This is a genomic window from Paraburkholderia youngii (assembly GCF_013366925.1).
Taxonomy (GTDB): Bacteria; Pseudomonadota; Gammaproteobacteria; order Burkholderiales; family Burkholderiaceae; genus Paraburkholderia; species Paraburkholderia youngii.
Genome location: NZ_JAALDK010000001.1, coordinates 385,795 through 402,960 on the forward strand (window position 1 = coordinate 385,795; position 17,166 = coordinate 402,960).

Below are 17,166 nucleotides of genomic sequence, written 5' to 3' on the forward strand. Positions count from 1 at the left end.
TGAAAGCGATGAAAGCACTCAGCCGAATCCTTATCGTGCCGGTGCTGTTACTGGCGATATTCCCTGTGGTTCATGCAATGAAAAAATTTCCCGCCACTGATTTTTTTAGCGGCCCGCAACTCGAACTGGCGCAGGCCATCGAGCGAGCTGACATGCAGCAGGTCCGGCGACTGGCTCCGAAGACGGACCTGAACACGCCCGGGCGCAAGAACATGACGATGCTGTTTTTTGCGTTTCAGGAGGCGTTGCAGCGCGACCCGCATCGGCTTGCGGTTGCGTCGGAGGTGGCGAGGGCCGGGGCCGATCCTTTGCAGACCGTACCGGATTTTGGTAGTCCCCTCGGAGTCGTGCTCAACAGCTCGCACCCGGAATTCCTGAGCGCGATGCTGGACGGCGGGGTTGATCCCAACACCATGATCGAGGGCCGCAGACCCATCATTTTCTTTGTTGCAAAAGAGTCGACATCTGGCTCACTCGAACTGCTGGTGGAGCGTGGCGCAGATGTGAACCGGCGCGATTCGTTGCGTAATTCAGTGCTGTATGAGGCGCTGGCAAATCGCGCGCTAGATCAGATTGACTACTTGCTGGATCATGGGGCGAATCCCAACACCTACAACATTAACGGCGAGTCATTCCCATTAGGGATCTGGGACGACATTAATACCTTCGCGCCTGATTCACCGGCCTACAGGAAGCTGGTCGAAATCCGGGATCGCATCATCAGGATGGGCGTGAAATGGCCTCCCGAGACTCCGGAACAGATAAGAGCACGTTGGGGAGCCAATCCTCCGCGCCGGCTCGATGACAGCAAGCTTCCGCTGCCTTGAGGCAGAAACGGAAAGGGCTCTTCCAGTTCTTCATGCAGGATCGTGCGCGCCATCGCCCGGAAGCGGCGGCCGGTTATCTCCGTGCGCGCATCGTAGCCAAGTCGCCGAAGCGCGGCATTGGTAGCCGCTTCACTCATCGGGCGCTTGATATCGCATGCGCCTGGGAACCCGTAGCTTTCCGGCAAAACGGTGCTTGAAAATGCATTGCTCGCTGCTCGTTGGCGTGACGAGCAGCAGGCCGCCGCCGTACTGCTTCTGCAGTCTTTCGCCCGGTTTCGTGTTATGGATCTTGGCAACGTGCCAAACGACCCCCTGAAGGGGGTTGCAATCGCTGATGAACCCTTGGAGACCATAGCAAACAAAAACCCCGGTCAGCGCTGGCTGTCGGGGCTTCGTGGGGAACCGTTGAAACCGGTTGAAGAGTGTTTGGTGCCGGGGCCGGAATCGAAAAATTCCTGCTATCGCCTTGCTGGAGCACGTTTGCGGAATTTTGCCTGTGCAGATACCACCAGAAATACCACCGGGCGTGGGTGCTCGCCAGAAAGAGCGAGCGAAAGCTTATCGGCGAACGAGGCATACTGGAGTCGGCCGAGTTCGACCCTAAGCCGTCTCCCAGCGCCCACGGTTTAAAAGTCGCTTGTCGAAGTCTAGCGGGACGTCCGCCCACGCCGTCCACAGCTGCTTTTGGACTTTTCCACCGCTCGAACCCGTTCGCTTTACCGTCAGCTCACTGTCAAGCGGATGTGTGGTCAACCGCGAATAACCGCTCATGTGAAATGGCCCACGAGGCTTGAGGCACACGCTCAGACGAGGCGAAAAGCGTTGATCTTGGCGGTTAGCGGTACGTCGCGGCAGTCCCAACCACACCGGCCAGCCTCGGTTGCTCAGGCAGCATGACGCTCCCCAAGTCAGTACTGACACGCCAAAGGCAAGAATGGTGCAAAGCAACATCGCTGGCATAGTTTCGCGAGCCTATACTTCGCAAGACCGTTTCACCCTTGGGCGCTTTGCGATGATGTCATTCGCGATCGCGGACGCTGTAAAATCAATAGCATTTTCCTTGCAGGGATGCACGTCCCAGGTCGAGCAGCGCAATACGACTTACCTGCGCCGATTTTCCCCCAAGGGAGAAGCGCGTGAAATTCCGCCGCGGCGCACGGCGCGAACATGGCACATCCTGCGGGGTAGAGACCGTTGCTCCGCAACGCTGGCTACGCTGTCAGAGTGGTGCTGGGGACAAACGTAGCGGCGATCGATTGCTTTTCTCGGATGTCCGAAGAGGAGAAGCGACCATGAAAATCCTGTGGGTCGATGACCACGAACTTCTTTGCGTCGCTCTTTCCGAATATTTACAAACACACGCTTCGGAGCTGAGCGCAACCCCAATCGATGTCACGCCCGTCTTTACGCTTGCCCGCGCGCTTGAAGAAGTCAACAAGACACCTTCCCCCGATCTGGTATTCCTGGATCTTAATCTGGATGATGAGAACCGTGGCGCCGCGACACTTGAGCATTTCCAGGCGGGAAATCCATCTAAAGTTCCCGTGGTCGTCTGCACAGGACTCACTCCCGGGAACGATCAGGAAGTTGAAATTTTGCGCATGTGCATGCGTGACTACGCCGCTCGGGGAATCCTGTTGAAAGGAGGCGCGCACAAAAAAATGTTCATTGGACTGAGCAGGATCCTGGGAGGTGAACTCTGGATTCCGGAAGAAGTCCTGCTCCGCTTTGCCCGCTCGACACAAGCGCCCTCAGCTAGCCGGAATGAGCACCATCTTGGGCTTTCTCCTCGAGAGTGGGACGTGGGGCGTTGCATTGCACGTGGCCTCTCGGGGAAACAGATCGCTAGAGAGCTTAACGTCACCGAAGGACATGTCAGACAGGTATCCTGTGTTATCTACGACAAACTTCGAGTCAGAAACCGCGTAGAAGCGGCACTTAGAGTCAATGCCGAGTTGGGCGGTGGAAGCGGGCCAGACAAGGGACCGTCATGAAGATCTCTGCTATACCGCGATTTATGTTGCGCTGCGAACACTAGGACCCGCCTTCGGCCGATTTTCCTGAGGCTTATGTTTTGCAAGTAAGGTCAATAAGGTCTGTTCGGAAACCGGTTTCGACAAAAGCTTCATGCCGCTGGCGGCGACTTTTTTGAGCACGGCTGACGAGGTGTCCCCCGACCACAGGATCGCCGGGATCGAAGCGTCGGTAGCCGCGCGGACCGCCAGAATCGCAGCAATACCGTCCTCGTTTTCCAGCCGGTAGTCTGAGAGGATGAAGTGAGGACCACTTGCCAGCGCTTCAATGCGCAACTGTTCGATGACGTCGGATGATGATTCCCCCGCCACGACGTAGCAGCCATGCTCGATCAGGCGCATCGATATTTCGATTCTCAGGTCGCTGTTGTCTTCGATGATCGCCACGACCATATCGGTCAGGTCCGCTTCGCCGTCTTCAACCGTTTGAACCTCGCCGAGCAACTCCGGCGGTATGCGTTCCACGAAGGGGACCGTCACGGAAAAACGCGATCCCCGCCCGGGTGCCGAGTTCACATCCAGTCTGTGACCAAGAAGGTTCGCGAGCCCCTGGACAATGGCCAGACCCAGTCCGAACCCTTTATCGCGATTCCTCTCGGGATTGTCGACCTGTACATAGCTTTTGAAGATATCCGCCTGTCTATCTTCAGGGATACCGATCCCGTTGTCCCAGACACTTATCCTTACGCAGGTGCCACGCCTCTGGCAACTCAACAGAACATGTCCGTTCTTTCCTCCCTGCCCGGAAGGCGTGTAACGGACCGCATTGGTCACCATATTCCGCACGATCCTGTCCAACGCATGCCGATCGGTGCGGACCAGATAGGGGCGACTATGGAGTCTTAACCTCAGCCCCTTCGCCTCAGCCAGCGGCTGCATATCCGCAACTATGCCGCGTAAAAGGGAAGTCAGCGCTACCTCCTGAATTTCCACACTCCAGGTGCCGGACTCGAGGCGGCAGATATCCAGTGCCCCGTTAATCATCCCTTCCATCGTATCCACCTGCCTTTGCGCCATCGAGACGTCATCGACCATCCTGGTTGCTTCAATGCTCCGCTCAATGAAACTTAACTTCAGGCCGAGCGTGGTGAGCGGCTGGCGCAAGTCATGACTTATCGCAGCGACAAGCAGGCTCTTCTCCTCCTTCGCAGTTTCAGCCCGCTCTCGCGCCTCATCGAGAATAATCTCTTTGACATATGCGTGTTTCTCATTGTAAAAAACAAAAAACGCGAGTAAACAATAGCCAACTAGTTGAGCCGTATAAAAGACCAGCATAAATGGCCGGTGAATAAACAGGGGGGGGCCAAGGCTAAATCCGAACGGGATAGCGCCGAGCACGAATGAACCCAAATTCGCGCGAAGACTGGGGGCGAGCAGCAGCAAGGTAAATGTATGGCTGATTAGCGTGTACTCAAGGAAGCCAGAACTGGCCAATTTGACGTAGCGAGCTTGCGGCGAGATGAAATCGGGTGGGGTTAGCCCAAAGCTACCCGCTGCCCACCAGAACGATGTCAGCGTGACCAATGCAGCCCATGCCCAATCTAGCTGCTCGACCGCGCTGACGCCGGCGTGCTTCGGGAGCGCCATGGTCCTTTTCAGTAAGTATGCTGCCATGGGAGTCGCCACCCCCCACAGTCCCAGGGGCCAGACGACGCGGAACCAAAGATAGCTATCCGACGTTTTGATCCACGAGCCATACACGCACAGCAGCGAGGCTCCGACCGAGACCAGCGCGGTCCAACATAGCGCTCGCCGAGACAGCGATTGCAATAACTCGCGTTTGACGTAGAGATTCTGCTCAGCACTGAGTGCTGCAACAGGTCCCACAAAAAGATTCACAAAATCAGCGAATCTGCGGCGCCCGGTTGAGTGGGCCTTTTCATCCACTAATCGTGATGTTCTGGGCCGGGGCGGCGTTTCGCTCGCGTCAGAATCACGTGGTGTTCGAGTACAGGAAGCCATAACAGGCCGGCAATCAGGTGCGGCTTCGCTCCGTTGTGCTGGCTTCGTGTTTGCCTGCCCTCTCTTTCTCCCGTCATCGGTCAATTTTTTTGGCTTATATTCTGCAAGTAAGGTCAATAAGGTCTGTTCGGAAACCGGTTTCGACAAAAGCTTCATGCCGCTGGCGGCGACTTTTTTGAGCACGGCTGACGAGGTGTCCCCCGACCACAGGATTGCCGGGATCGAAGCGTCGGTAGCCGCGCGGACCGCCAGAATCGCAGCAATACCGTCCTCGTTTTCCAGCCGGTAGTCTGAGAGGATGAAGTGAGGACCACTTGCCAGCGCTTCAATGCGCAACTGTTCGATGACGTCGGATGATGATTCCCCCGCCACGACGTAGCAGCCATGCTCGATCAGGCGCATCGATATTTCGATTCTCAGGTCGCTGTTGTCTTCGATGATCGCCACGACCATATCGGTCAGGTCCGCTTCGCCGTCTTCAACCGTTTGAACCTCGCCGAGCAACTCCGGCGGTATGCGTTCCACGAAGGGGACCATCACGGAAAAACGCGATCCCCGCCCGGGTGCCGAGTTCACATCCAGTCTGTGACCAAGAAGGTTCGCGAGCCCCTGGACAATGGCCAGACCCAGTCCGAACCCTTTATCGCGATTCCTTTCGGGATTGTCGACCTGTACATAGCTTTTGAAGATATCCGCCTGTCTACCTTCCGGGATACCGATCCCGTTGTCCCAGACACTTATCCTTACGCAGGTGCCACGCCTCTGGCAACTCAACAGAACATGTCCGTTCTTTCCTCCCTGCCCGGAAGGCGTGTAACGGACCGCATTGGTCACCATATTCCGCACGATCCTGTCCAACGCATGCCGATCGGTGCGGACCAGATAGGGGCGACTATGGAGTCTTAACCTCAGCCCCTTCGCCTCAGCCAGCGGCTGCATATCCGCAACTATGCCGCGTAAAAGGGAAGTCAGCGCTACCTCCTGAATTTCCACACTCCAGGTGCGGGACTCGAGGCGGCAAATATCCAGTGCCCCGTTAATCATTCCTTCCATCGCAGCCACTTGCCTTTGCGCAATTGAGACGTCTACGGCCAGGCTGGTCGATTTAACGCATCGCTCGATAAAACCTAACTTCAGGCCGAGCGTGGTGAGCGGCTGGCGCAAGTCATGGCTTATGGCAGCCATAAACTGGTTCTTTTCCAGCATTGCCGCTACCGCCTGAGCTCGCGCTTCCTCGAGAACAACCTCTTTTACACATATGAGTTGCTGATCGTTGCAGATGTACCAGGCGACGACGCAATAGCCAATTAGTTGAGCCGTATACCAGTCAAACATTCCCGGCCGGTGAATAAAAAACCCCGGTGCCATGTCAAATGCGAATGGGATCGTGCCGACCAGCAGTGCACCTAAAGCCGCACGAAAACTGGGTGCGAGCAGCAGCAACGTAATTGCCTGGCCGATCATAGTCAGTTCCATGAAGCCATACCTGGCAAATTTGAAGTGGTGGCTATGGACGATGACGCCGATCACGTAGGTGGGTGGTATTAGCCCAAAGCTGGCCGCAGCCCACCAGAACGATGTCAGCATGACCAATGCAGCCCATGCCCAATGCAGCTGCCCGACCGCGCTGACGCCGGCGTGCTTCGGGAGCATCACTGTTTTTTTCAGTAAGTATGCTGCGAAAGGAGCGGCCAGCCCCCAGAGTCCCATGATCCAGACGACACGGAACCATGGATAGATATCCGACGTTTTGGTCCAGGCTCCAACTACGAACCAGAACGGGCTGACGACCAACAAAAGCGCGATCCAATATACCGACCGGCGGGACAGCGATTGCAATAACTTGCGTTTGACGAGGAGATTCTGTTCAGCACTGAGTGCTGCAACGGCAACCGGTCCGACAAAGAATTTTCTGAATTCAGCGAACCTGCGGCGCACGATTTCCTGAATCGTTTCACTCACGCCCACTGGTGTACTGGCCCTGACATTTTCGCTCGCGTCGGAATCACTTGATGTTCGAGAACAGGACGCCATAAGGCCTCCGGGCTGGAATCAGGGGCAGCTACAGACTATTGTGCTAGCAGTCCGCCAGCAAGTCGATGACAAGTGTGCTGTTTTAGGCCGAACAAATGTTCGTGATCCACGCAGGTGGTTCCAACCGCCCGCAGTACCAGCAAGCACGGCTCGCCAGTTGCGATATTGGTCGCTTCATGTATGCCGCGTCGAACTACTTCCGTAACCGGGCACGCTCCGTACTCTGACAACGGCATCATGCCGAACAATCGTAAAACGACACCGAACATTTGTTCTCCAGCAAAGGAACATTTAATACCGAACATCAAACTATCGACGCAATTACAACTGACACGGTTTCACGGCGAAATAACGCAACATAATTTGCACAAGGAGGGCGTTAATGACTGCACAACTGGGCCGCCTTCTTCTCCTGTCGAGTTCCTATTGTGAGTACGTCTCCATAACCGGCCGGCGCGGAAAACGCAGTGCGTACGGGCGCCCGTATTGCCGCAGTGCCGGATAGACAACCATGAGGGGGTGCATCATGAAGTGGCTTATCCAGGCAGTTGCACTAGCGGGCGCGATCGCCGCGCCGATGGCGTCTTTCGCGCAATCGGATCAGCCGGTCACGCGTGACCAGGTCAAGGCAGAGTTGCTGCAGCTCGAACAGAATGGCTATAACCCTGCTGCCAAAAACGATGCCCAATATCCCGCGGATATTCAGGCTGCCGAAGCGCGCGTGGCCGCGCAGCGCGCAAATGGCCAGGATACGTCGGGATATGGGGCGCCGCTGGGCGGCTCGTCGCAATCCGGTTCTGGCCAACATCCGATGGTGGTTAATCCGGACGGTCAATGACGCGTGGTGAACGGCCTGCCGTGACGATACCGCCGCTGCGGGTCGTTTTCGTCCTTAGCGCCGCTCTGGGATTTGTCCTCGTGGCGCACGTTGTTCATTTTTTGCCATCGTCTGCCGTCTATCGTCTGTCGGCACCCGTATTGCCGCAGTGCCGGATAGACCACTATGAGGGGGCCATGATGAAGTCGCCTTACCACGCAGTTGCGAAAACTGTCGCGTACCTTTTGGTCGCATGCTCAGCATCGCTGGCTGCACCTGCTTTCGCAGGCGCGTACGTACCATGTCGCTCCGGCAGCGCAGCGACAGCAACGCAAAGCGGTAAAACGATGCCGTTGCACCACGCCAGCGTGGTTCACAAGAACAATGGCGGCGTCAACGGTGGCTTGCCGACCCCGTCGCAGTCCGGCAAACGCGTCCCCGGGGGCGACTCCATCGATCCCATGTATCGAGGAGGTTGATGCGCCCAAGCCAGCACTTCGAGAAAACTGGCACGCTGACCAGATGTTTCCGAAGCACGCTACGGCCGGGAATGGTGACCGTGCTTACGTGAGGAGGTCGCATGCGCAAGTTCAAACCCGTAGTTGCGCTCACACTCGTCGCAGTGCTGCTGGGAGTCGGTCTGGCGAATTACGTCAGTCTGGCACACGACTGGCCGCCAGACCCGCTTTTCGTCCGTAACGCCGAGCCGGGGCCTGTCCTGATAAAGGACGTTCTTGACTTTCTGGTCATCGTCGATGCGCACCCGCATCGCCGCAGTACCGGATAAACAACTGTGTGGAGGTGCATCATGAAGTCGTTTTGGCAGGCAGTAGGGCTTGCGGCCGCGATCGTCGCGCCGATCGCGTCTTTCGCACAATCGGAGCAGCCGGTCACGCGCGCGCAGGTCAAGGCGGAGATTCTGCAGCTTGAGCAGAATGGCTATAACCCGGCCAACGCGCTCGATGCCCAGTATCCCGCGGACATTCAGGCTGCCGAAGCGAAGATCGCTGCACAGGACAGCCAGCAGGCGGCCCACAGTGACCTTGGCGGCGCGACGACCAACGCCACTGCACAGGCAAGCCAGCAGGCGGGCAGCAATGAGGTTGGCGGCACGACCGTTGGCACCTCAGCTTCCGGCAGTGCCCAGCATGTGTCGAAGCCCTCGCCGTCTTCGTGCATTGGTCCCGCAAGTTACTGCAACCTTTTCTTCGGTAATTGACCGCTGATGGGCCGCCCGACACCGCGCCGACGATCCGGGTAACGTGCCTCTGGATCGTCGGGGCGTCATGGCTGTACATAGTACGACAGCTACCAGCTCGATTCGGCCCTGAACGGTCCGCAAAATGAGGACAGTCCATGGACATGAGCACAGAAACCGGCCCGGCGGCACCGACGCAGAGCGGCGTATCTGCTGCACCAAAGGCGTCGACGCCAGATAGTGGGGTCGCGCGATCGTTTGCAATCCTCCTTGGGTTTCAGTGTCTCGGCGAGTTGATCGCCTATGTCACGCGAGCTCCTGTTCCCGGACCCGTGCTTGGCATGGTGCTATTGCTTTGCCTGCTCTCGGCCAAACCCTCTGTCGTGCCTGCCGTCGAGCAGGTCTCTCGCGGACTGTTGAATCACCTTTCACTGTTTTTTGTACCCGCCGGTGTGGGCGTCATGGTCTTCGCGCCGCAGCTGAAAGGCCAACTGTCCGCACTCGCCCTTGCCATCGTTATCAGCACGATTCTTTCGATGGCGATTGCTGCGCTAGTGACAGGCATGTTGCTGACGAGGCTCGACAGAAAGCAATCACAACACAAGGCTGCGACGGCGCCACGCGCTTAGCAGGCTGTTGAAAAGCGCCCCGTCATGACGACCGAAGCTATGTTCAGGAGACTTGCGCGTGCGATATTGCGCTGAATTAACGGTTCACCGCGCGATCTGCGCGGGGCAGGCGCACGCATGCGGCTCGTCTGGCGCGCAGTCTTCGCGCATTGGCGGCTCATCGCGTCGCTCCTCGCGGCACCATCCCTGGCATTCGGGCCATGCGGGTCAGATTGCTCGCAACCATCGTCAGCTTGAAGTGCTGGTCGACGCGCTTGAGGCCGCGATAGACCGTCTGCCGGATCCGCCCGATGGTTTTGCCCCAGCCGAAATGCTCTTCGATTCGTTTGCGGATGATCTGGCTAGTCCGGTAGCCCGCATGCCGCGAAGTGCGACCGTCGATGGCGCTGCCGCCCCAACGCTCATCGTTGCGCGCGACATGCGGTGTCACGTTGCGAGCGCGGCAATCGTTCACGAAGTCACGGGTGTCATACGCCTTGTCGGCGCCAACTGTCTTCGCATGAGTACCTGGCACGCAATCGAGCAATTGCAATGCGCTGGCCCGCTCGGCAAAACCATCTGCGTGACTAACCACGGCGCCGACCACCAGCCCCGAGCGATTCTCCATCAGGATGTGCCCGTGGTAGCACAGGATGGCCGGGCTCTTGTGGCTCTTCTTGAACAATCGCGCCTCCGGATCAGTAGTCGACTCGTGCGTGGCATTGCTACGTCGCTCGCCTTTCCAGTCGGTGTCGGCGTTGCGGCCACCGCCGGCTGGCGGACCATCGTCCGGGCCGTCCTTGCGGCGGAAGCTTTTGTGACTGGCCCACGCCTGAATCAGCGTGCCGTCCACCGAGAAATGCTCTCTCGACAGCAAGCCCCGCTTGTCCGCCGTGCTCATGACTTCGGTGAAGAACGCTTCCACGACTTCATGCTCCAGAAGCCGGTCGCGGTTCTTCGAGAACACCGAGTGGTCCCACACGGCGTCCTCAATCGCCAGCCCGACAAACCAGCGGAACAGCAGGTTGTAGCGCATCTGCTCCATCAGCATGCGCTCGCTGCGTACGGAGTAGAACACCTGCAACAGCAGCGCCCGCATCAGCTTCTCAGGCGCAATCGAGGCACGACCGGTGTCCGCGTAGATGACGCTGAACAGCCCGTTGAGCCGTTTCAACGCATCATTCACCAGCAACCGGATCGGTCGCAACGGGTGATCTGCCGGGACGAAGTCCTCGAGCTTGACCGTCGTGAACAGGGGTTCCTGCATCTCGTCCATTCCGCGCATCGCATCCGCTGCCAAAGATCATGAACACGATATCCATAACGCCCGTCCTTCAAACCCCGTTTACACGGGATCCAAATTCAACAGCCTGTTAGGCAGATTCTGCCGCCGCAAGGAGGAGGGGCCATGTCAATCGGTGAACTGCCCGTGTCTGTCAATGCGATCGTGGGCGCGTCGCCTGTGCCGGCGCTCACGGCAACCGTCGGCGTCTACATCGTTGCCTGCCGCCTTCACACTCTGGCGCGGAAGAATCCCCTGGCCAACCCGGTAGCGATCTCCGTGTTGCTCATGATCGCGATACTGTATTTGACAGGCACCTCCTACAGCGCATATTTCGCGGGCGCGAAACTGATTCACTTTCTACTGGGCCCGTCGGTCATTGCATTGGCTATTCCGCTACACCATCAGACGCCCAGGCTCAGACGCGCGCTTGTGCCGCTGCTTGGCGGGCTGATCGCGGGCTCGGCCACGGCTGTTGCCTCTGCGATTGCGATATGTGTCTGGCTACATTGTCCGTTTGTGACGGTCGCGTCGGTCGCTCCGAAGTCGGTCACTACGGCCGTAGCAATGCTGATCTCAGCAAAAATCGGTGGTTTGCCCTCGCTCACCGCGGCGATCGTCATCCTGACCGGCATTACCGGTGCGACGCTGAGCAACGTGGTCCTGGATACCGTTGGTGTGCGGCGTGACGACGTGCGCGGCTTTGCAATGGGTGTTGCTTCCCACGGCATAGGTACTGCCAGGGCGTTTCAGATCAGCGAAGAAGCAGGCGCCTACTCGGGACTGGGCATGGCGATGAACGGCACTATGTCGGCGTTTATCCTCCCAGTGCTCCTGCCCATCCTGAGCGGTTGGTTGATTTGACGAACTCGCTAAGCGATCAACCGATGAAGCAGTTGAAAAGGCCCGCTGTCGCGAGCTGACGACTGCGATACATTCATCGAATGGTAGCGTCTGTCAGCCGAAGCGCGCCTCCAGCCAGTCCTGCGCCCAGTTCTTCGCATAGGCTATCGCGTCCTCGCGTGCGTCAAAGCCGGCCAGATCGCCGCTCGAGTGAATCTCGTACCCGGTGCCGTCCGCACGGCTGCCGCTGATGCGCGCGTGAGCCATGTACTCCCCGTCGGCCCTACGCGGTGTCGGGTCGACAACGATCAAAGTGGAATTGAAGCGCATAGGGGTTCCTTCAGGGTTGTCGCCCGATTGCGCTGTCGCATAGGGGCGTCGAAAAGCGAGACTCAGATGCTAAGCCTGGCCATGATCTGTCCGGCCTCGTAATCCGACTCGCAGCTTGTCATGCCGTGTTCACGCAGCAACGCACGAATCGACACGAACATCAGAAACGCGTCTGAATTGACCTCGTGACGACAGTCACGGATGACGCTATCCAGTTCCGCCTCCGCGCCGGGCGGCAGAAACTGGTCGACGATGCCCGAGCCATTGCACCGGATCCATTTCAGCAGGTCATTCCTTTGCATATCAAACTCCAATGTGTGCAATGGCGCGCTGTCCACGACAAGCGGGTGAAGGTCCAGCCCGCGGTAGAGACGGGACCGCGTTGTCATGAGGCACCTTGAAGGCCGCATCACCGTACGGCGCAGGAGAGAAAGCGTAGAGATGTGAGCCGTTGCATCGGCAGCGCTTCACACGTTCGGCCACGTCGAGTGGTCATGGGTGAAAGCGGGAAAGTCCCGTTCCGCGGAGGGAAGCAACTATCAGGATGCCGGGAACGGCTGCAGGTCGAGCGCAGATCTCATGCTACGCCGATTGATAGATTTGTACAGAAGAACCCGTGCTTTGGGCGCCGTCGGAAAAGCACGGGGGAACGTGCAAGTCAGGTCGGTACTTATGACCGTAGTGCCGGTGGACTGTGGTAGTCCGATGATCCGCATCCGACTGCTTCTCTTCTCGGGCTCGTCAGGTAGCGACGCACAATGCGCCATTTCGACATGCGAGTCAGGAAGTCTCCACCTCAACTGTTCAACCACCGCGAAACGACGCATCTGGCTCACGCGTACGCACCCACGACCACGCCATTGTCGAGCGCTCCGATTGATGGATCGATACGCGCAGGGAGGCGACCGACGGGTGCACGTGCCAGCGGACGAGCTTCCCGTCGACAAGGACTACGCGCTGGCCCAGTCAGGGGGCGGCGGCCAATTCGACCTGACATTCATTCAGGCATGCGAACTGATGCGCACACCCGCATGTCCGTGTGCATGGAGTGCTAATTGAGCGGAGCCCGCGTCAGGCTCTCGCGAACGCTCGCGACAGAAGGATTGCCTCGCGGCGCAGGAAATGTCGGTCAGCGTTCCGGACGCGCGGCCGACGGCCAGCACGTGGCATGCAGAAGATTGCTCTCAGCCACTGGCCACCTTTCTGATGCAACGACAGTTAGATCGGAGACCAGGCAAAGAGCGACCCGTCGCCTGGGCACATCAGTTAGGGCCGCGCTTCAGCAGCGTTTTCATATGTCGATGACCGAAGCGCCACTCACCTTTCCGTCGACGATGTCCTTTCCCTGCTGCCGGGCGGCTCGCCTTGCCGTACCGAAGTCGGAGAGCGCATGCGGCTGGTTGAGCCTGAAGACCCGGCTTGCGGCGGGGGTTGCTGTCACCGCCGGACGACATATCCGCACCGCAATGTCATAACCTTCGGCGTAACGGGAATGTCCGTCAAAGCGACCGACTGAAAGTGCGGGGAAATACGAAGGGATGAAGTTCGTACCCCTTGTAGAGAAGAAACGGGTGTGTCGGCATGGTGCTCACTCCCTAGGGGAGGACTCACTCCCTAGGGGCGGACCCACTATACCGTGGAACGGACAGCGTCGGGCGGCCGAGACTGTTACCAGAATTGCATTGACCGAAGGTACTGTGGCGCGTATGTTGAAACTCAAGGTTTTCAAAGCAGGTGACTGTCCGCACCGTTATCACGTTGATTTCGACGACCTGACGACAGCTATCAGCCTCGCTCCACGTTCACGCATACGTAGCAGTTTCTTCAGGGCGCCACCGCAGCGACGGTCGGGGGCCACACGCAATGAGGCAGGCCCCGGATACCGGCTTCGTCACACAAATGACGGTGGCTGTCCGCCATGGGCTAGCGAATGCGAGGTTAGGCATGGCAGTGACCATGCTTCGTGGACTCGGGGCAGCGCGGCGCTATCGAGCAAACGAAAACGGAATGCCGCCTGAGCGAGCCCTTGCCGATATGAGACTCGAAGCTCGTGTACCGGATATCCAGCCGACAAACTTCCTTCCGGTCACTTCGCCGCCGTCGGTGCGGCTCGTCTGGCGGTTGGTATATCGCCTTCAGTCAGATCTGTAGAACGATAAAAAAACCGGCTGCGTGCTGCGGTCCAAAGGAGTTACTTGATGACAACCACTCGCCACTATCGAGGTTTCGATATTTCCCTGCTCGTGTATCCGCATTGCACGACTCAACCGGGATATGGTCACAATTACGAGGAAGGATTCGATGCTTCGATTCGCATCAGCGACCCGGATGCCGTGACGGGCAGCCCCCGAAGCCGCTTATTCCGTGTGCCCGGCAAGCGGCCTTTCGAGAGTGCCGGCGACGCAAGGCGCGCGTCGGTGGCCTACGCCGAAATGCTGATTGACGGTGACGGATCTGAACGCACTATCTGGGAAGCGGCCTGAGTGCTCCAGCCACAGCAATTCGGTGCGGCACGATAACCGTGAGCAACCGTAGCACGCGGCCGTGTTCACATTGACCCGCCTTTTGAGGGGGCCCGTGCCAGTGGCCCTGCCTGCCAGGGAGATGCCACGCACAGTCCGCATAGACGGCCGCCTCAGCATGGCCGCCCGGCAGTTCCCGGTCAGTACCGCTTTTTCGGCGGCAACGACCGTTTGATCTGCTTGCGCAGGCGTGCCACTGCAGCAGCCTTTTTGCGTTTGCGTTCTGCGGTAGGTTTTTCATAGGCTGTCCGGACACGAAGTTCCGGAATCAGGCCTGTGCGCTCGATCGCGCGACGGAAACGGCGCAATGCAACTTCCACGGGCTCGTCGGGTTTCAGAATTACGGTAGTCAATTTTTTTTCCTTGGTTGAGATCCGCAAGCAATTGCGAATGGTGATGCGGATGTGCACGCAGCGTCGTGGAACAGGAACGGGACACAGCCGACAGTCGCATATCGCGCTATCAACGACGACGAAATGCGGCTCTTTGCGTTGCGCCGCCGCTCCGTTCATCCTTATGCCGAAAATTGATTCGGCCTTTCGTCAGGTCGTACACCGAGAGTTCAAGCGTTACCCGATCGCCTGCAAGGATGCGAATATGATTCTTGCGAATCCGACCGGACGCGTACGCCCCTACCACCACGCCATTGTCGAGCGTGACTCGGTAGCGGCTGTCTGGTAGCACTTCGTCGACGATACCGTCGAGTTCCAGCAGTTCTTCTTTGGCCATTCAAAGGCTCCTGATCAATTGGCGTGACATGGGCTCAGATGCCGCATTGAGGAAGAGGCCGCGAGCGTTGTTGGATATACGCTCGCGCGGAAGTGGAAGGCATGAAATCGCTGGGCAGCCCTTGCGTCCTGGAAGTCATAGGCACCGCGTGGCCCGGCCGAGAATTAGGTACGCGAGGCCGACCGGTCAGACACTGCGGCTCGCAATGCCGGCCGGATGCGAGTCGGGGCGTGCAGTCCAGCGACCGCTGCTATCGCTTGCTCACTGGACTATCAATTAAAGGAAGTGTCGCGACCAACCAACCCGCGTGTTTTAGGTGCTGTGCGAAGCGCACTAGCCCCGCATTGTAGCCGAAGACGTCATGTGCCCTGCCACTACCGGCGGGGCCAGAAGTGTTGTCAGCCATGCGTGCCGGTGATGCACAGTTCGGGATCCTGCGTGATGTTTGGGCGGGTTTTGTTGCACCCCCTGGTGACTCAGATGCGCTGGGTGTTTTGAACCGTGGCGTCGTCTTTAACCGCGCGTATCGATCCAGTTGAGTGCCCATTGGGTTGAGTGCTGCAAGGCCTGCTCTTCACTTTTGAAGTAGTCGAGCGAATAGAACCGGTAGCGGCCTTCGGCTCGCGCGCTATCGATGCGTTCGAGCAGCAAGTTAGATGAGAAGCTACCGTCGGACAAACGATGCGCCGAGGATTGGACGGCATAGCCGTTGTAATGTTGAATTCGTCTGTTTTGCATTTTAATTTTAATGATATTTGAGTGCGCACATGCCGTGCGAAAAGTGCACGGGCGCGCTGATTCAAAGCCATTCGAGCCGACTTCTGAAGCAGTCGAACAGTGAAAAATGGCGTCGAAGCCTGAGGGGAGATTGAGGTGCAAGAAGGCGTATGACGCTCTTGGCAAACTGCTCAATAAGCAGATGCCAATCAGGCGCGATTGCTCCAGCCGAGGGAGACGAAGCTCCGCGAGGGTGTCGCTGCAACCCGGCGTCCGTTGCGGGAGGCCGGGCTCTTGAACTTTACAGCGGCTTGATATTAGCCGCTTGCAGCCCCTTCGGGCCTTGCTTCGTTTCGAAGCTCACCTTCTGATTTTCAGCCAGCGTCTTGAAACCGTCGCCCCTGATTTCGGAGAAGTGAGCAAACAGGTCGTCGCCGCCCTTGTCTGGGGTGATGAAGCCAAAGCCTTTGCTGTCGTTGAACCACTTAACGGTGCCGGTATCCATACAGAATCCTTGAGAAAAAAATGCGAAAGTTTGCTCCATTAAAGAGCGCGTGAAGCTTCAAGGAGGGAGAGGACAACGAATACCGCGGAGGAGCGAGGAATTGATGAACAGCAATCGAACTTCTTGAACTTCGGAGTGAACAGTACCCGCCGGATGGACCAGCGTCAATACTTATCTTGTAACTGTTTCACCAAGCGGCCTGTTTTGCAGGCGAAGCGATGCGGCCACCAGCTACAAGGACCGTAAGGCGGTTGCCACCGCGCTGCGCCCGATTTACGCCGCAGCCAGCGAACAAGGCGGCAATCAAGCTGCTGTGGCTGCCGCTTCGTGATGTGATGGCCAAGTCCGTGCGAGCCGCATTCGACTGGCCATCCGCCATGAACTAAATTGCTATTCTTTTGGCGAGCGCTTCACGCACGCACGCGGACCACTCCGAAAACCGTCTCGCACACTAAATTGCGGACAGGTTCGGCCGAAAGCGCAAACCCGTCGAGATCGACTCGCGTTTGCATCCGGCGACGAAAGCGACTGTCTCTCCCGGTACTATCGACGTTATTAGGCGAAGGAGGCAGGTATGGATTTAACGGCCACTGCGCTTCGCTACGCGCTCCAGGATACGACGAAACGACGACCGCACACTCGCCGGATACGCGGCTCGCAGCAGTCACCAGACAAAGCAAACCCGCTTGTCACCCGTTCAGACCCGAGGAGGTCCGGTCATCAATCCGGTACGCGGTCGCGAACTAAGACAGAACCCGG

The 17,166-nt window shown here is 58.1% G+C and carries 16 protein-coding genes and 3 pseudogenes; 9 read left to right on the forward strand and 10 right to left on the reverse strand.

All coding sequences use genetic code 11. The features are described from left to right. The first annotated feature begins 8 nt into the window (after nt 1-8). Entirely contained in the window at nt 9-827 is an 819-nt protein-coding gene (locus G5S42_RS01810) for an ankyrin repeat domain-containing protein (RefSeq protein ID WP_176105276.1), read from the forward strand. A 17-nt stretch (nt 828-844) separates the two neighbouring features. On the opposite strand, the pseudogene G5S42_RS44005 reads toward G5S42_RS01810, so the two are convergent. Further along, nucleotides 845-1,000 (reverse strand): annotated as a pseudogene (locus tag G5S42_RS44005) (integrase); the annotation flags it as partial. A 1,119-nt stretch (nt 1,001-2,119) separates the two neighbouring features. Between G5S42_RS44005 and G5S42_RS01815 the strand changes: the two are divergent. Next, nucleotides 2,120-2,821: a LuxR C-terminal-related transcriptional regulator gene (locus G5S42_RS01815; RefSeq protein ID WP_176105277.1), complete on the forward strand. Its 702-nt coding sequence runs from the start codon at nt 2,120-2,122 to the stop codon at nt 2,819-2,821. A 21-nt stretch (nt 2,822-2,842) separates the two neighbouring features. Here G5S42_RS01815 and G5S42_RS01820 read toward each other — a convergent pair whose 3' ends face one another. Then, entirely contained in the window at nt 2,843-6,784 is a 3,942-nt protein-coding gene (locus G5S42_RS01820) for an ATP-binding protein (RefSeq protein WP_176105278.1), read from the reverse strand. A 598-nt stretch (nt 6,785-7,382) separates the two neighbouring features. Between G5S42_RS01820 and G5S42_RS01825 the strand changes: the two genes are divergently transcribed. From G5S42_RS01825 to G5S42_RS01840, 4 genes are all read left to right on the forward strand, one after another. Then, on the forward strand, nt 7,383-7,694 hold the full coding sequence (locus G5S42_RS01825) for a DUF4148 domain-containing protein (RefSeq protein WP_176105279.1): 312 nt from the start codon (nt 7,383-7,385) through the stop codon (nt 7,692-7,694). 559 nt (nt 7,695-8,253) lie between these two features. Next, entirely contained in the window at nt 8,254-8,460 is a 207-nt protein-coding gene (locus tag G5S42_RS01830; RefSeq protein ID WP_176105280.1) for a hypothetical protein, read from the forward strand. Between the two features lie 21 nt (nt 8,461-8,481). Next, entirely contained in the window at nt 8,482-8,892 is a 411-nt protein-coding gene (locus G5S42_RS01835; protein ID WP_176105281.1) for a DUF4148 domain-containing protein, read from the forward strand. 137 nt (nt 8,893-9,029) lie between these two features. Then, a complete protein-coding gene (locus G5S42_RS01840; RefSeq protein WP_246391776.1) occupies nt 9,030-9,500 on the forward strand; it encodes a CidA/LrgA family protein in 471 nt (156 codons plus the stop codon). Between the two features lie 157 nt (nt 9,501-9,657). On the opposite strand, the gene G5S42_RS01845 is transcribed toward G5S42_RS01840, so the two are convergent. Next, a complete protein-coding gene (locus G5S42_RS01845) occupies nt 9,658-10,764 on the reverse strand; it encodes an IS5 family transposase (RefSeq protein WP_376776857.1) in 1,107 nt (368 codons plus the stop codon). Nucleotides 10,765-10,887: 123 nt separating this feature from the next. Between G5S42_RS01845 and G5S42_RS01850 the strand changes: the two genes are divergently transcribed. Then, on the forward strand, nt 10,888-11,625 hold the full coding sequence (locus tag G5S42_RS01850) for an LrgB family protein (RefSeq protein WP_176105283.1): 738 nt from the start codon (nt 10,888-10,890) through the stop codon (nt 11,623-11,625). Nucleotides 11,626-11,718: 93 nt separating this feature from the next. Here G5S42_RS01850 and G5S42_RS01855 read toward each other — a convergent pair whose 3' ends face one another. From G5S42_RS01855 to G5S42_RS44010, 3 genes and pseudogenes are all read right to left on the reverse strand, one after another. Continuing rightward, complete coding sequence (locus G5S42_RS01855) at nt 11,719-11,934, reverse strand: hypothetical protein (protein ID WP_008919201.1); 216 nt, start codon at nt 11,932-11,934, stop codon at nt 11,719-11,721. Between the two features lie 62 nt (nt 11,935-11,996). Beyond that, nucleotides 11,997-12,236 carry a hypothetical protein gene (locus tag G5S42_RS01860; protein ID WP_013090251.1) on the reverse strand — a complete coding sequence of 80 codons (240 nt, stop codon included), beginning with the start codon at nt 12,234-12,236 and terminating at the stop codon, nt 11,997-11,999. 989 nt (nt 12,237-13,225) lie between these two features. Beyond that, nucleotides 13,226-13,517, reverse strand: a pseudogene (locus tag G5S42_RS44010) (hypothetical protein). A 615-nt stretch (nt 13,518-14,132) separates the two neighbouring features. Between G5S42_RS44010 and G5S42_RS01865 the strand changes: the two are divergent. After that, on the forward strand, nt 14,133-14,417 hold the full coding sequence (locus G5S42_RS01865; RefSeq protein WP_176105284.1) for a hypothetical protein: 285 nt from the start codon (nt 14,133-14,135) through the stop codon (nt 14,415-14,417). 179 nt (nt 14,418-14,596) lie between these two features. On the opposite strand, the gene rpsU is transcribed toward G5S42_RS01865, so the two are convergent. The 4 genes from rpsU to G5S42_RS01885 form a co-directional block, all read right to left on the reverse strand. Then, nucleotides 14,597-14,809: a 30S ribosomal protein S21 gene (rpsU, locus tag G5S42_RS01870; protein ID WP_013090247.1), complete on the reverse strand. Its 213-nt coding sequence runs from the start codon at nt 14,807-14,809 to the stop codon at nt 14,597-14,599. Between the two features lie 109 nt (nt 14,810-14,918). After that, entirely contained in the window at nt 14,919-15,185 is a 267-nt protein-coding gene (gene infA / locus G5S42_RS01875) for a translation initiation factor IF-1 (RefSeq protein ID WP_129961077.1), read from the reverse strand. Nucleotides 15,186-15,698: 513 nt separating this feature from the next. Beyond that, nucleotides 15,699-15,923 carry a hypothetical protein gene (locus G5S42_RS01880; protein WP_152853742.1) on the reverse strand — a complete coding sequence of 75 codons (225 nt, stop codon included), beginning with the start codon at nt 15,921-15,923 and terminating at the stop codon, nt 15,699-15,701. Nucleotides 15,924-16,203: 280 nt separating this feature from the next. Beyond that, nucleotides 16,204-16,407, reverse strand: a complete 204-nt coding sequence (locus G5S42_RS01885) for a cold-shock protein (RefSeq protein ID WP_008919208.1) — start codon at nt 16,405-16,407, stop codon at nt 16,204-16,206. 284 nt (nt 16,408-16,691) lie between these two features. Here G5S42_RS01885 and G5S42_RS45660 point away from each other — a divergent pair. Then, a pseudogene (locus tag G5S42_RS45660) lies at nt 16,692-16,834 on the forward strand (IS256 family transposase); the annotation flags it as partial. Nucleotides 16,835-17,166 lie beyond the last annotated feature (332 nt).